The sequence below is a fragment of the Anaerococcus obesiensis genome, assembly GCF_016599815.1.
Classification (GTDB): domain Bacteria; phylum Bacillota; class Clostridia; order Tissierellales; family Peptoniphilaceae; genus Anaerococcus; species Anaerococcus vaginalis.
Genome location: NZ_CP067016.1, coordinates 128,641 through 143,740, shown reverse-complemented (window position 1 = coordinate 143,740; position 15,100 = coordinate 128,641). Strand labels below are relative to the sequence as shown.

Genomic DNA, 15,100 nt, shown 5'->3' with positions numbered 1-15,100 from the left:
AATCTCCTTTTATTTTTAATTATTATTACTATACCCAAAAAGTTATTTTACTCACTTTTGGGTATAATATAATAAGAGAAAAATTTGGGGAGAGATTTATGAAAGATTATAATTATGAAAATACTAGAATAAAAGAAATTAATAAATTGCTTGATGAGGCAAGAGAAGCCCTTGGAGTTTTGCAAAGAGCAAGTATAAGAGTGGGAAAGGCGTCTGATTATTCTATTACAGGTCTTGTTGGACGAAATATTGTTGGAGATTTTTTAAGATCAAATAAAAATAATGTAATTAATAAATCGATTGATAGAAGTCAAGATGTTTTATTAAAACTTCATGCTGATTTATTGATTTTTGATCCAAATCTTGCAAGTATTCTAGATCTTCCTTATAAACTTAGTGAATTTTCAAGACCTAGAAATGCTCTTTCTGATATGAAATTAAGGATTGATATGAGAAAAAAGAAATTGGATATTCAAAAATCTGAAAAAAAACTTATCACTCTTATAAAAAAACTTTCTAAGGAAAAATCTAAGGAAATAAATAAAATCAAAAAAGATATTGAACTTAAATCTTTTGAAAATTAAATATTTTGGGATAATATCACCTTTTTACTTATTTATAAGTAGGAGGTGATTTTTTTATGGAAAAAATTTTTAAAGGAGAAAATATGGATAAATTTAAGGACTTAGTAAAAATATTTTTTACTATTTTTGGCTCTTGGCTAGGATTTTTTCTTGGAGATTTGGATATTTTTATCTATAGTCTTGTAGTCTTTGTGATTTGCGATTATATTTCTGGAATTATAAGGGCAGGATTTGAGAGAAAATTATCATCAAAAATAGGTTTTAAGGGGATTTTGAAAAAAATTATGATTTTTATAATAGTAGGAATTGCAAATATTTGCGATAAAAATTTGATTAAGAACCAAGCTATGATAAGAAGTTCGATAATATTTTTTTATATTGCAAATGAGGGACTTTCAATTCTTGAAAATGCCCTTGCTATGGATTTGCCAATTCCTAAAAAATTAAAAATACTTCTTGAACAATTCAAAGAAGAAAAATAAAAGATTTAGAAAAAGCATTGGACTTTTATGTTCAATGCTTTTTTTGTGTTTTACTTATATTTTTATATTTTACACTCCATTTTTATAAAGATAAAAAGAATAGATCGCAGGAATTATTCCTATTATCATAAATGTTAAAAAAATCAAATATTCATTTCCTATAAAGGGAGTCAATAAGAAAAATATTCCTCCAAGTATAAAAAAATATCCTGCAAGTCTGTGAGTTTTATTCCAATTTTCGTCACTATTTAAAGTCCAAGGAAGTTTGATTCCAACTGTATAATTTCTTTTTGTTTTTGGCAAATAATTTCCAATTAAAATTAAAAGAAAACCTACGAATATAGAAATTATTACCATAACATTGATCTTTTTCCCAAGCCCATAAAAAACGCTGATTACAAAAGTTATGAGCATAACCAAAGGAATTGTTGCCTTGCCGATTGTTATTACAAAATTATTTTTGTCTTTGTTTTTTGGGTCGTTATCAAGCATAAAGCAAGAAAAAATATTTAAAAAAATCAAAAGCAAGGGTGTTGTTATTAGGGTTGTAAATTTACTTGAATAGCCATCGATTTTGTTATTGAATCCCCAATGAGTAGGCAAAGTTTCTGGCATTTTTTTGTAAAATAATAAATTTACAAGGGCAAATAACAAGATAGAAAAAATTACAGAAATCACACTTTCTTTTTTAAATTTAATTTTATTTTTCATTTTCTACTCCTTTAAATTTCACAAACCAAGTCATTATATCCTCAAAAATACTTGTGTTTAGCTCGTAATAAATAAAATTTTTCTTTTTTGTTTCATAAATTAAATCTTCATTTTTTAATAATTTTAAATGGTGGGAGATGGTTGCCTTTGATAAGTCAAAATTTTCAGCAATTTCTCCCGCATTCATAGATCCTTTTTTTCTCAATAAATTTAAAATTTCAATTCTTACTGGATCAGATAAAGCTTTAAAAGTATCAGAAAACAATTTATCACTCCCTTTCAATCTATTTTGATAATTATCTAAATAGTTATCTTTATTATAGAATGTAAAATTAAAAAAGTCAAATCTATTTCGAAAAATATCTAAATAGATTTGACTTATAATTATTTTAAAATTTTTAAAAGGTCCAAGAATTTTTTATTTCATTAAAATTATTTCAATGACAATTACACTAATCACTAGACTTTTTGAATATTTTAGTATTGTAAATATAATAATATAGAAATAAGGAGAATTATGGCTGAAATTTTTTATAGAACTTATCCAAAAAAATTGAATAAAGATAAATCAGATTTGGGTTTTGTGGATATTTATGATCTTGATAAAAGATTTATGCTTGCAAAAATTCTTGGGGCTGATTGTTTGATAATAGAAGATATTTTCAAAAAGGATAAAAATAATTTTTTTGATTACGCGCAAGTTGATAAAAATTTGGGTCAAACTAGAGATTTTGTAGGAGAAATCTTATTGTGCCATGAGATGTCTTTGTCTATAATTTTAAGGATTGATATAAATAAAATAAATGGGCAAATGGAAGCGAAAAATATTTTGGCAATTTTAAATTTCTGGATTGATAAGGGGATTGATGGATTTTTATTTGATGATTGTAAAAATTCTAAAATAAATTTTAGGGAAGTCCTTTTATATTTGAAAAAAACTTACAAAAATCTGATTTTAATTGTAAATACAAAAAATGGGGAAGAATATAAAAATATTTGTAAAATTGTAGATTTATCTTATAAAAGTATGGAAAATGAAAATTTGAAAGAATTTATTTTAAATGAAAATAAAAATTCAAATATATTTTCTTTAAATAATGATTTTGATTTTTCTTGTCTTAATTTTTTGGATTTTAAACATTTTTACACAATATCAGCAAAACTTATAGCTATTATTACACTAATAAGGCAAAATGATATTTTTATTAAAGAAGGGGAAGAAACTTTATATTATTTAGATAAAATTGATTCTAGGATTAGAAAGGAAATATTTGATTTTTATAGGGAGATTTTTTTGGTAAGATATGATTATCTTGATATAATTAGAGGGGGATATTTTCCCATAAAATTAAAGGATAAAGATGTTCTTTCCTATATGTTTTACAATGGGAAAAAAGCTCTTGTGATTTTAAATAATCTTTGTCAAAAAGATATAATAGTAGATTTGCCAAAATTTATTGATATAAGAAAATCAACTTTTGTAATTGGAAATATTTCCAAAAGAACTATTGTAAAAAATATCAATTTGAGAGCTTATGAATCTTTTGTATTTGAAACTTACATAAAATAATTTATAAAAGGAGATAAGAATGGTTGAAAAAAATAATAAATTTGTACCAGAAGTACATTCAAAACTTAGAAAATCTTTTATAACAATGCCTGAAGAAATTTACAAGGCAAGTGGAATAAAAATTTATGAAAAAAGAATAAAATCTTTACTTTTTACAACAGATCTTGCAATAATAAGAAATTCTAATGCGGATTCTATTATGGCAGTTTATCCCTACACTCCACAAAATACAATTGCTCAATCAATAATTTCAACTGCATCAGTTCCTTGTTTTATTGGTGTTGGTGGAGGTACAACTCAAGGAGCAAGATCAAAATATATTGCTTTTGATGCAGAGCTTGAAGGAGCTTATGGTGTTGTTGTAAATTCTCCGATTCCAAATGAAGATATTAAAGCAATCTCAGAATTTGTAGACATACCAGTGATTGCAACTGTAACTGGCTTTAAAGATGATGTTTTGGGAAAAATAGAAGCAGGTGCAGAAATTTTAAATGTATCTGGTGGTCCAAAAACTCCAGAGCTTGTCGCTGAAATTAGAAAAATAATTGGGCATAAATTTCCGATTATAGCAACTGGTGGAAGTAAAGCTGAATCAATTAAAAAAACAATTGACGCAGGAGCAAATGCAATTTCCTACACAGCACCATCATCAGCAGAAGTTTTTGGAGAAATGATGGATAGGTATAGGAAGTAGGATTTATATTTTTTAAAATTTTAATAAGGAGAAAAAATGTATAAGGGCTACATAACAGATATTGAAGGAATAAAAGTAGGTCATGCTCAAAATTTTGATGCGGGAACTGGTCTTACGGTTTTGATTCCTCCAAAAGGAAATACAGCAAGTGTTGATGTAAGAGGAGGAGGTGGGCCAGGAACTCGCGAAACTGATCTTTTAAATCCTGTAAATACTGTAAGCGAAGTTTCAGCTATAGTTTTATCTGGAGGTTCTTCTTATGGCCTTGCAGGTTCAATTGGAGTCGTTGAAGAATTAGAAAAAGATGGAAGAGGATTTGAAGTTCCAAGTGGAATTGTTCCCATAGTTCCCCAAGCAATTTTATACGATTTGGATTATAAATCTTACAAAATTAGACCGGATAAAAAAATGGGAAGCGATGCTTACAAAAATGCAAGTTTTGATGAAAATCGTCAAGGAATAATTGGGGCAGGGACTGGAGCTACAGTTGGAAAGGCCTTGGGAAAAGAATTTTTGATGAAATCAGGACTTGGCTCTGCTACGATAAGCGTTGGCGATTTAAAAGTTTCTGCTATTGTTGCAGTAAATGCCATGGGAGATATTTTTGATGATGAAAAAAATAAACAAATTGCAGGAATTTTAAAAAATAATAAATTCATTCCAACCCTTGATGTTTTAGAAAAAATTTCTGAAAAAAATTCTTTGAACACAACAATTGGAATTGTTGCAACAAATGGAAAATTTAATAAAACTGAGCTTAGAAAAATCGCCTCAATGACTCACAACGGCTATGCCAGAGCAATTAGACCAGTTCACACAATGATGGATGGAGATACAATTTTTTCTCTTGCTACAAATAAAATAAAGGCAGATTTAAATCTAGTAGGAAGCCTTGGGGCAAAAGTTATGGCTCGTGCAATTGCAAATGCAATTTATTTTTCTAATATAGAAAATTCTTCCGAATTTATTTAATAAAATTATTGACTTTTAAAACTAATTATAGTAACATAGATAAGAATTCTCTACTCCGACAAAAGATCGGGGTCAAAGACCAAAGGGAGGTGAATAAGATGAATAACTACGAAGCAGTATTGATTTACAAACCAGAAATTTCAGATGAAGAAAGAAATAAATCTTTAGAAATCTTCAAAGGTATTATAGCTGAAAGTGGAGAAGTAGAATCTGTAGATGACTGGGGAAAAAGAAAACTTGCATACGAAATCAACTACATCAAAGAAGGATATTATTATATCGTTGATTTCAAAGCTAGTGGTGACCACATCAAAGAATTTGAAAGAAGACTTAGAATATCTGATTTAATTCTTAGATATATGGTAATCAGAAAAGAGGACTAAATGAATAAAGTTTTTCTTATAGGAAGATTAACAAAAGATCCAGATTTGAGATACACTCAACAAGGACAAGCAGTTGTTAGTTTTTCTTTAGCAGTTGATAGAGGTTTAAGTAAACAAAAACGACAAGAAATGGAATCAATGAATCGTCCAACAGCCGATTTTCCACGAATTACAGTGTGGGGAGTTCAAGCTGAAAATGTATCAAGGTATCTAAAAAAAGGAAATCAATGTGCGATAGATGGTAGAATCCAAACAGGTTCTTACCAAGATAAAGATGGAAAAACAGTCTACACAACTGATGTTGTAGCAGACAGAGTTGAATTTTTAGAATCAAGATCAGATGGTCAATATCAAAATTATAACAATCCAATGAACCAAGATAATGGTTTTGGAAATATGAACCAAGATAATTCTTACAATAATTCAAATAATTTCCAACAAAACAACAATCAAAACATGAATAATAATGATGACTTTTTTGACGATGACTTTACAGAAATTGAAGACGACGGAAGAATTCCTTTCTAGATTTTAGGAGGATAAAATGCGTAGAAATTTCAGACCAAGAAAAAAAGTCGATCCATTTGTCAAAGACCCTTCAAAAGTAATAGATTATAAGGATATTGATACTCTAAAAAGATTTATTTCTGATAGAGGAAAGATCCTTCCAAGAAGAGTTACAGGACTAAATGCGAAACATCAAAGAGAAATTACAAGAGCAATCAAAAGAGCTAGACAAGTAGCTTTATTGCCATACGAAGATAATTAAAGATAAATAAAAATATAAACTTTCAATAAGCAAGCAAAAGACGCCTAAGGGTGTCTTTTTTTTATATAAAAGTAAAATAAAATTATGGAAATAAATAAAAAAAGATATAGGGATGTGGATTCCTATTTTAAAAGAAAATTTAATAAAAAAATAATAAAAATTCCTCTTGATGGTGGATTTACTTGTCCAAATAGGGACGGAAAAATTTCAAAATTAGGTTGTATTTATTGTTCAGAAAATGGGGCGGGTGATTTTACAAGAAATGATGATTTGGATAAGCAAATAGATTTTCAAATTAATAGATTAAAAAAACCAAATAGAAAAGAAGGCTACATGGCATATTTTCAAAATTTCACTTCAACCTATGGAGATTTTGAAAAAATTAAAAAATTATTTTATAAGGCTATAAATAATCCAAATATTATGGGCTTATCTATTGCAACTCGTGCGGATTGTCTTTCAGATGAAGTAATTGACTTACTTACGTGATGATTTGAATAAAAAAACTTTTCTAATTGTTGAGCTTGGTCTTCAATCTGTAAATGAAAAATCTATAGAATTTATAAATAGAGGATATTCTCACAAGGAATTTGATAAGGGACTTTTAAAATTAAAAGAAAAAAATATAAAATGCTTGGCTCATCTTATAATTGGACTTCCAAACGAAAATTTGAATGATTATCTTAGAGCAATTTCTTATATAAACGAAAGAGAATTTTGGGCAATTAAAATTCACAATCTTTATATAGAAAAAGGCTCTAGAATTTATGATTATTATTTGGAAAATCAAAATGAATTTACTATGACTTTGGATCAGTTTGTCGATTATGTTATACTTATTTTGGAGAATTTAAATCCAAACATAATTGTCCAAAGACTAACCGGAGATGGACGCCGTGATAGAATTATTTGGCCGATTTGGTCAAAAAATAAGGCAAAAGTTTTATCTACAATTGATAAAAAATTAAAGGATAGAAATAAAAATCAGGGGGATTTATGGAAAGAGAAATAGGAAGTTTTTTTATAGAAGGCTATAATTTTGACACAAAAACTTATGATAACAAGGATAATACACTTTTATTGGTAATTGATTTGCAAGAAAAATTGATGCCAGCAATTTATGAATCTGATAAAATAATTAAAAATTCAGCTTGTCTATTAAAAGTTTTTGAAATGTACGGAATTAAAAAAATTGCAACAGAACAATATCCAAAAGGACTTGGACAAAGTGTAGATGAAATAAAAGAAAATCTTGATGATGAGAATATTTTTTCAAAAACTAGCTTTGATGCAATCACAGATGAAGTTTCTTCTTATTTAAAAGAAAATAAAATCACAAATGTAATAATAACAGGAGCAGAAACTCATATTTGTGTTTATCAAACAGTAAGAAGATTGTTGTTTGAAGGATATAAGGTTTTTGTGGTTGAAGATGCTGTATCAAGTTTTAATAAAGAGCAAAAAGATTTGGGCTTAAAATCTATGTCTGATATGGGAGCAAGCCTTGTAAATACAGAAATGCTGATGTTCGATTTGGCAAGTGATGCAAAAGATGAAAATTTTAAAGAAATTTCTAAAATGGTAAAAAATTTAAGAAAATAATTTAGCCTTCTTATGAAGGCTATTTTTGTGCTTATTTTTATTTTTTTTTATAATAAATAATTTCTAAATAATCCTTGATGAATTTTTCTTTTTATCTTATTATATATTGATACAAGTTTGGTTTTTTGTGTTTTAAAATTGTTAAAAATATTAGGTAAATTTGCAATAAGTTTACAAAAAATATTTTATATAATTTAATTGATAAAACCGACTTATTTGCTTGTATTTGACTTTATTTATAATAAAATATATAAGGTAGATATTTTTATTCTATTTGTATTTAAATATTTTGATATATAGGAAAGGAAAATGTATGAATTTACATATGGGACTTGATGTCGGATCTACGACTGTAAAGATTGTTATAACTGATGAAAATTTTAACACTCTTTATTCAGTTTATAGACGACATAAATCAGATGTAAAACAAACAGTTACAAATGTTTTGATGGAGGCCTATGACAGGTTTAAAGATGATTATCTTACCGTAAATGTTACAGGCTCTGGTGGAATGTTTGTTGAAAAATATTTGGGCATTAATTTTGTGCAAGAAGTTATTGCTGAAACAAAAGCTATAAAAAAATTTATTCCTCAAACTGATGTTGTAATAGAACTTGGGGGCGAGGATTCAAAAATAACTTATCTCAAAGGCTCTGTTGAGCAAAGAATGAATTCTATTTGTGCTGGTGGAACGGGCGCTTTTATTGATCAAATGGCAGCCCTTCTTGATACAGATGCTAAAGGTTTAAATGAATTAAGTAAAAATTATAAAAAAATTTATCCAATTGCAAGTCGTTGTGGGGTTTTTGCAAAAACTGACATACAAGCTCTTATGAATCAGGGGGCAAGCAGGGAAGATATAGCAATTTCTGTTTTTCAATCAGTTGTAAATCAAACAATTTCAAATCTTGCATGTGGAAGACCAATAAAAGGAAATGTAACTTTCTTGGGAGGACCACTTCATTTTTTGAAGGCTTTAAGAGATAGGTTTATTGAAACTTTGGGTGAGGAAGAAAATAATTTTTATATCCCAGAAGATGCAGAACTTTATGTGGCAAAGGGTGCTGCAATTTTATCTGAAAATGAAAAGCCAATTTCTTACAAATCTCTTATAAAATCTTTGGAAGAAGATAAAAAAGTTGATATGGAAATGACTAAGAAAATGGATAGGCTATTTGAAGATGAAAAAGATTATAAAAATTTTAAAATAAATCACAAGACAAATCTTGTAAAATATAGAAAAATAGAAGATTATGAAGGAGAAATTTTTCTTGGAATTGATGCAGGATCAACAACTTCAAAAATAGTTCTTATAAGTGAAGATAATGAAATTCTTTATGATGATTATAGGATGAATCTGGGAAGACCTCTCGAAGTTGTAATTTCTATGTTAAAAGATGCCTATAAAAAAATGCCTGCAAAAGCAAAAATTGTCTCATCAGGAATTTGTGGCTATGGGGAAGAATTTATTAGAAATGCTCTCCACATTGATAACGGCGAAGTTGAAACTATAGCTCATTATTCTGCGGCCAAATTTTTCAATCCAGATGTAGATTTTATTTTGGATATTGGAGGCCAAGATATGAAAGCTATGCATATTCGTGATGGAATTATAGATTCAATCCAATTAAACGAATCATGCTCATCAGGTTGTGGATCATTTTTGTCAACTTTTGCAGCAAGTGTTGGTCTTTCTGTAGAAGAATTTCAACAAAAAGCCCTTTTTGCAAAAGAGCCAGCAGATTTGGGTTCAAGATGTACAGTTTTTATGAATTCAAAGGTAAAACAAGCCCAAAAAGAAGGATCAGACGTTTCTGATATAGCGGCAGGACTTTGTTATTCTGTAATAAAAAATGCCATCCAAAAAGTTATAAAAGTTCGTGATCCAAAATCTCTAGGAAAAAATATAGTTGTCCAAGGTGGAACTTTTTATGGAGATGCAATCCTTAGAGCCTTTGAGAAATTATCATCAAGAAGTGTAACAAGACCAGAAATTTCTGGCCTTATGGGAGCTATGGGTATGGCTTTGATTTCCAAAGAAAAATCAACAGACCATTCCAAAATTTTATCGGAAAGTGAAATAGATAATTTTACCTATACACAAAAATCTGCAAGGTGTGGAAGATGTACAAATAATTGTTCCCTACAAATAAATATTTTCCCAGATGGATCAAGATTTATAACAGGAAATAGGTGCGAAAGAGGAGCTGGAGTAAAACAAGAAGAAACTTTGGCAGATCTTAATATGTACAAATTTAAAAATAAACTTTTGTTTGATAGGAAGACTTTGGGAGAAAAAAATATTTTTGGAAAAGTTGGACTACCAAGAGTTTTAAATATGTATGAAGATTATCCTTTCTGGCATGAATTTTTCACTTCCTTAGGTTTTGATGTTATTTTATCGGATGAATCAAATAGAAAAATTTATGAAAAAGGGATTGCAACAATTTCATCAGAAACTGCTTGCTATCCTGCAAAAATTGCCCACGGCCATATAGAAAATTTGCTAGAAAAAAATATAGATATGATTTTTTATCCTGCAATTTTTTATGAGTACAAGCAATTTGATAAGGCACAAAATCACATGAATTGTCCAGTTGTGTCAGGTTATCCTGATGTAATTGAAAATAATGTTGATGGACTTAAAAATGTAAAATATTTAGCACCATATCTTTCATTTGAATCTGAAAAAATTATTGGAGATAGGCTAGTCGAAATTTTTGAAGGCTACGAACATGATGGATATGTTTTGAAGAAAAATCAAATAATAAATGCTGTAAAAAATGCTTGGCAAAAACAAGCTGATTATCATGAAGATATAAGAAAAAAAGGAAGAGAAATTTTAGAATATGTTCATGTAAATAAAGAAAAAGCCATAGTGCTTGCAGGTCGTCCTTATCATATAGATCCAGAAATAAATCATGGAATTCCAGAATTAATTGAATCAATGAGAATTCCAGTTTTATCAGAAGATGCCCTTGCTTATTCAACAGAAGATTTGGAAAAAGAGACAAGAGTTTTGGATCAATGGTCTTATCATGCAAGATTATATAGGGCGGCAGAATTTGTAGGCAAAGATCCTTGCCTTCAATTAGTTCAATTAAATTCATTTGGTTGTGGTCTTGATGCTGTTACAACCGACCAAGTTCAAGATATTTTAGAGGCAAACGGAAAAATTTATACTTTGTTAAAAATTGATGAGGTTTCAAATCTTGGAGCTGTAAAAATTAGAATTAGATCATTAATTCAAGCTCTAGACCAACAAGATGACAAGGAGCTTCATTTAAGAAAAAGAAAAGATAAAATTTCTTATGAAAATCATGAATTTACAAAAGCAATGAAGGAAGAAGGCTATACAATTCTTGCCCCACAAATGGCAAGAGAGCATTTCCAAATTTTGGAAAAACTTTTTAATGGAAATGGATACAAGATAGAATTTTTAAATAAAGTTGACGAGAAAGTAATAGATAATGGATTAAAATATGTAAACAATGATTCATGTTATCCTTCAATTACAGTTGTAGGTCAATTTATGGAAGCTGTAAATTCTGGAAGATATGATCCAAACAAGTTAGCACTTCTTATGACTCAAACAGGAGGAGCTTGTCGTGCATCAAATTATGTAGGCTATATTAGAAAGGCCCTAAAAGATGCTGGCTATCCACAAATTCCAGTTATTGCCTTATCAGCTCAAGGAATAGAATCACACTCAGGTTTTGATTTAAAAAAAGTTTCAAATATTCCTTTACTAGTAAATTCACTAAGAGCCTTGTTATTAGGAGATTTAATAAATAGAGTTTCAAACGCTACAAGACCTTATGAAAAAGAAAAAGGCTCTGTAGATAAATTGAAAGAAAAATGGATTGAAATTTGTAGAGATAATATTGTAAAAATGAGTTCAAAATCTTACAGAAAAATTATAAACGATATTGTAGAAGATTTTGATGAGATTGAAGTTTTAGATATTAAAAAACCAAAAGCAGGAATTGTTGGAGAAATTCTTGTAAAATATTTAAAAGAAGCAAACAACCATCTGCAAGATACCCTAGAAGCTGAAGGAGCAGAAGTAATAGTTCCAGATTTGATAGATTTCTTTATGTATTGTCTTGCAAACACACAAATAAAAAAAGATTTATATGGCAAAAGTCCAATGACAGCATTTTTTGGAAAAACAGCCATAAATACAATAGAATTTTATAGAAAGCCAATAAGAAAGGCTTTAAAAAATTCAAAAAGATTTGATGAGCCAGTCTATATAAATGACGTAAAAGACTTTGCAAAAGAAGTGACAAGTCTTGGCAATCAAGCAGGAGAAGGATGGCTTCTTGCAGGCGAAATGATAGAATTAATTCATCAAGATGCACCAAACATAGTTTGCATACAACCATTTGGTTGCTTACCAAACCACATCACAGGCAAGGGAGTAATGAAAAAAATCAGAGAAATTTATCCACAAGCAAACGTAGTAGCAATAGACTACGACCCAGGTGCAAGTGAAGTAAATCAAATAAATAGAGTAAAACTAATGATGAGTCAAGCAAGAGAAAATCTAAAAGAAAATGTAAAAGCATAAAAAAATCTAGCATTTTGCTAGATTTTTTTTATAAATTTTTCAACATGATTTGTAATAATTCCATTTGGATTTAAAATTTCTAATTTTTCATAATCTTCCTTCTTATTTGAAAACCAAATATTAGTCAAAACTCCCATATTTTTTAAATCAATAATTTCTTTTTGACTAACGGCAGTATTTTTTGGATGATAATATTGCAAATTTAAATCCTTGCAAAGATTTTTAATATTATCAACTCTTTTGCTAGTCAAATAGGCAAGGGGAATTTCAGTGTCAATTTCTCTAATTTTCTTTAAAGAATTTAAATTAAAAGAAGAAATAATAATTTTATCGACCAAGCCATAAGCATAAATTTTTCCCATCAAAAGCTTTTCAATATTTTTGTATTCAATTACATTTGTTTTTACTTCAATATTTGTAATAATATCCTTGTCTTTAAAATAAGAAAAATATTCATCAATATCAGAAATTTTTATATTTTCAAAATCCTTGTCGTAAGAAAAAGAATATTTTTGTAATTCTTCTAAGCTATGATCTTTTATAAAACCAGAACCATCACTTGTTCTGTCAATTTTTTCATCGTGAATTATAATTAATTCCTTATTTTTTGATAAATGAACATCAAGCTCAATAGCATAAACTCCCATTTCATAAGCTTTTTTAAAAGCAAGCATAGTATTTTCTGGATAAAGGGAAGAAAATCCCCTGTGCGCAATAATTTTCATAAAACCTCCTAGTAATTTATACCCAAAATAAAAATATAAATATTTGACAAGACATTTAGAACTTGGTATTATATTTAAGTACTTGCAGGATTGGCGGAATTGGCAGACGCGCAAGACTAAGGATCTTGTGTCCGATTTTAGGACGTGGAAGTTCAAATCTTCTATCCTGCACCAAATTTATGCACTCAAAATTGAGTGCTTTTTTTGTGTTTATTTTTAGATTTTCGTTTTTAAAATATATTTTTTGATTTTCCTATAAAATATTTAAAAAGAATTGAGTTTTAATTTTAAATTAATAAGCAACTTATGAAAATAAATAGTTATAAATTTATCTAAAAGGAAAAGCTTTTTTTGTTTTTATTTTTAACGGATTTTTGAATAAAATTTTGAAAAAATTCAAATATCTATGAAGTCTAGCACTTTAAATATAGACGTTATAAGTTTTGACTTATGATAACGATTATAAATTAATAATTTTACTATTAAAAACGTTTTCTATATAATTATATTTGAAAAAAGCTACTAATATTTATTATAATTGTAAGTGATTTGAAATTAGAAATTGAAAATCGCTTAGTGAATTTATGGAGGAAATAATGACTAAGTTTCGTAGAGAACATGATTCTGTTGGTGAAATGGATATTTTAGAAAATGCTTATTATGGTGCTAATGCCAAAAGAGCTGAGGAAAATTTCCCAATAACAGGTCTTAAAGCTGATGATAAATTTTTGGATGCTATGGTTGAAGTTAAAAAGGCTGCAGCTTTTGAAAATGAAAAATTAGATTTAATTTCAAAAGAGCAAAAGGATGCTATTGTTTATGCTTGTGATAAAATTCTTGCTGGAGAATATAGGGATAATTTTATTGTTGATCCAATTCAAGGTGGAGCTGGAACAAGTTATAATATGAATACTAACGAAATCATCGCAAATATTGCAAATGAAAAACTTGGTGGTGGACTTGGCGTTTATGATAAGGTTCATCCAAATGATGATGTAAATAAGGGGCAATCAACGAATGATGTTATTCCAACAAGTGGAAAGATTGCTCTTGTTAGATATTTTATTGAACTTAAAGATGAATGTGAAAAACTTTTAAAATCTTTTGAAAAAAAAGCGGATGAATTTAAAGATGTTTACAAAATGGGTCGTACTCAATTGCAAGATGCTGTTCCTATAAGTTTAGGTCAAGAATTTAATGCTTATCATTCTGTAATTAAAAGAGATTATAAGAGAATTCAAAAAGCTATTGATGAATTATCAAATGTAAATTTGGGAGCTACTGCAATTGGAACAGGTCTTAATGCAGATAGAACTTATGTAAAAGAAATTGTTGGTGTTTTAAAAGATGTAACAGGTCTTGATTTAAAACAAGCAGAAGATTTGGTTGATGGCACACAAAATTTGGACGGATTTTTATATGCTTCATCAATTTTAAAAACTTTTGCGGTTTCACTTTCAAAAATTTCTAACGATTTAAGACTAATGTCTTCAGGTCCTCAAACAGGAATTGGCGATATTAATTTGCCAGTTAGACAAGCAGGTTCTTCAATAATGCCTGGAAAAATAAATCCTGTAATCCCAGAAGTTGTAAGCCAAGTTGCTTTTGCAGTTTGTGGAAATGATACTACTGTTACAATGGCAGTTGAAGCTGGACAACTTGAACTTAATGCTTTTGAGCCTGTAATATTTTATAAACTTTTTGAATCACTAAGAGCTTTAAAGGGTGCAATTTATACATTAAGAGTTAATTGTATTGATGGTATAACTGCTAATAAAGAATTATTATTAGAAGAAGTTGAACAATGTGTAGGACTTGTTACAGCCCTTGCCCCACATATTGGATATGAAAAATCAAGTAAGATTGCACACAAAGCACAAGAGAGTGGAAAAACTGTAAGAGAAATTGTTCTTGAAGAAAAATTATTAGGAGAAGATGAACTCGATAGGATTTTAGATTTCAAAAAAATGATTACACCTGGAATCTTAGAAGAGGATAAATTGGAAGAAAAATAAATTTTAGATAATAGATATTA

The 15,100-nt window shown here is 28.5% G+C and carries 16 protein-coding genes and 1 tRNA gene; 14 read left to right on the top strand and 3 right to left on the bottom strand.

What is annotated here, in order from left to right; genetic code table 11:
• Nucleotides 1–98: 98 nt before the first annotated feature.
• Nucleotides 99–584, top strand: a complete 486-nt coding sequence (locus tag I6H46_RS00735; protein ID WP_019118406.1) for a hypothetical protein — start codon at nucleotides 99–101, stop codon at nucleotides 582–584.
• A gap of 56 nt (nucleotides 585–640) precedes the next feature.
• The gene (locus tag I6H46_RS00730) at nucleotides 641–1,066 is read left to right on the top strand and encodes a phage holin family protein (RefSeq protein WP_019118405.1); all 426 of its coding nucleotides are present in this window, start codon (nucleotides 641–643) and stop codon (nucleotides 1,064–1,066) included.
• A gap of 69 nt (nucleotides 1,067–1,135) precedes the next feature.
• On the opposite strand, the gene I6H46_RS00725 is transcribed toward I6H46_RS00730, so the two are convergent.
• Together I6H46_RS00725 and I6H46_RS00720 are read right to left on the bottom strand one after the other, a co-directional pair.
• Nucleotides 1,136–1,777: an SdpI family protein gene (locus I6H46_RS00725; RefSeq protein WP_019118404.1), complete on the bottom strand. Its 642-nt coding sequence runs from the start codon at nucleotides 1,775–1,777 to the stop codon at nucleotides 1,136–1,138.
• Nucleotides 1,767–2,042, bottom strand: coding sequence for an autorepressor SdpR family transcription factor (locus tag I6H46_RS00720; protein ID WP_026074061.1), 276 nt, complete (start codon nucleotides 2,040–2,042; stop codon nucleotides 1,767–1,769). The genes I6H46_RS00725 and I6H46_RS00720 overlap by 11 nt, the downstream gene beginning before the upstream one ends.
• A gap of 252 nt (nucleotides 2,043–2,294) precedes the next feature.
• On the opposite strand from I6H46_RS00720, the gene I6H46_RS00715 reads away from it, so the two are divergent.
• From I6H46_RS00715 to I6H46_RS00675, 10 genes are all read left to right on the top strand, one after another.
• Nucleotides 2,295–3,347: an alpha-amylase family protein gene (locus I6H46_RS00715; RefSeq protein WP_019118402.1), complete on the top strand. Its 1,053-nt coding sequence runs from the start codon at nucleotides 2,295–2,297 to the stop codon at nucleotides 3,345–3,347.
• 19 nt (nucleotides 3,348–3,366) lie between these two features.
• Complete coding sequence (locus I6H46_RS00710; RefSeq protein WP_019118401.1) at nucleotides 3,367–4,041, top strand: beta/alpha barrel domain-containing protein; 675 nt, start codon at nucleotides 3,367–3,369, stop codon at nucleotides 4,039–4,041.
• Between the two features lie 36 nt (nucleotides 4,042–4,077).
• A complete protein-coding gene (locus I6H46_RS00705) occupies nucleotides 4,078–5,013 on the top strand; it encodes a P1 family peptidase (RefSeq protein ID WP_019118400.1) in 936 nt (311 codons plus the stop codon).
• Nucleotides 5,014–5,111: 98 nt separating this feature from the next.
• Nucleotides 5,112–5,396 carry a 30S ribosomal protein S6 gene (gene rpsF / locus I6H46_RS00700; protein WP_019118399.1) on the top strand — a complete coding sequence of 95 codons (285 nt, stop codon included), beginning with the start codon at nucleotides 5,112–5,114 and terminating at the stop codon, nucleotides 5,394–5,396.
• Nucleotides 5,397–5,924 (top strand): single-stranded DNA-binding protein, encoded by a 528-nt coding sequence (locus tag I6H46_RS00695; RefSeq protein WP_019118398.1) that lies wholly within the window; start codon nucleotides 5,397–5,399, stop codon nucleotides 5,922–5,924.
• A gap of 16 nt (nucleotides 5,925–5,940) precedes the next feature.
• A complete protein-coding gene (gene rpsR, locus I6H46_RS00690; protein WP_004815577.1) occupies nucleotides 5,941–6,165 on the top strand; it encodes a 30S ribosomal protein S18 in 225 nt (74 codons plus the stop codon).
• Nucleotides 6,166–6,249: 84 nt separating this feature from the next.
• Entirely contained in the window at nucleotides 6,250–6,654 is a 405-nt protein-coding gene (locus I6H46_RS09565) for a hypothetical protein (protein WP_234287371.1), read from the top strand.
• Entirely contained in the window at nucleotides 6,638–7,177 is a 540-nt protein-coding gene (locus I6H46_RS09560) for a radical SAM protein (RefSeq protein WP_234287370.1), read from the top strand. The genes I6H46_RS09565 and I6H46_RS09560 overlap by 17 nt, the downstream gene beginning before the upstream one ends.
• Nucleotides 7,162–7,767: an isochorismatase family protein gene (locus I6H46_RS00680; RefSeq protein WP_019118396.1), complete on the top strand. Its 606-nt coding sequence runs from the start codon at nucleotides 7,162–7,164 to the stop codon at nucleotides 7,765–7,767. Before I6H46_RS09560 ends, I6H46_RS00680 begins: the two co-directional genes overlap by 16 nt.
• A gap of 313 nt (nucleotides 7,768–8,080) precedes the next feature.
• Nucleotides 8,081–12,340 carry a 2-hydroxyacyl-CoA dehydratase gene (locus tag I6H46_RS00675; RefSeq protein ID WP_200225908.1) on the top strand — a complete coding sequence of 1,420 codons (4,260 nt, stop codon included), beginning with the start codon at nucleotides 8,081–8,083 and terminating at the stop codon, nucleotides 12,338–12,340.
• A 17-nt stretch (nucleotides 12,341–12,357) separates the two neighbouring features.
• On the opposite strand, the gene I6H46_RS00670 is transcribed toward I6H46_RS00675, so the two are convergent.
• Nucleotides 12,358–13,065, bottom strand: coding sequence for a glycerophosphodiester phosphodiesterase family protein (locus tag I6H46_RS00670; protein WP_200225906.1), 708 nt, complete (start codon nucleotides 13,063–13,065; stop codon nucleotides 12,358–12,360).
• Between the two features lie 84 nt (nucleotides 13,066–13,149).
• Here I6H46_RS00670 and I6H46_RS00665 point away from each other — a divergent pair.
• Together I6H46_RS00665 and I6H46_RS00660 are read left to right on the top strand one after the other, a co-directional pair.
• Nucleotides 13,150–13,239: transfer RNA gene (locus I6H46_RS00665), tRNA-Leu, on the top strand.
• A 422-nt stretch (nucleotides 13,240–13,661) separates the two neighbouring features.
• Nucleotides 13,662–15,080, top strand: a complete 1,419-nt coding sequence (locus I6H46_RS00660) for an aspartate ammonia-lyase (RefSeq protein WP_019118333.1) — start codon at nucleotides 13,662–13,664, stop codon at nucleotides 15,078–15,080.
• Nucleotides 15,081–15,100 lie beyond the last annotated feature (20 nt).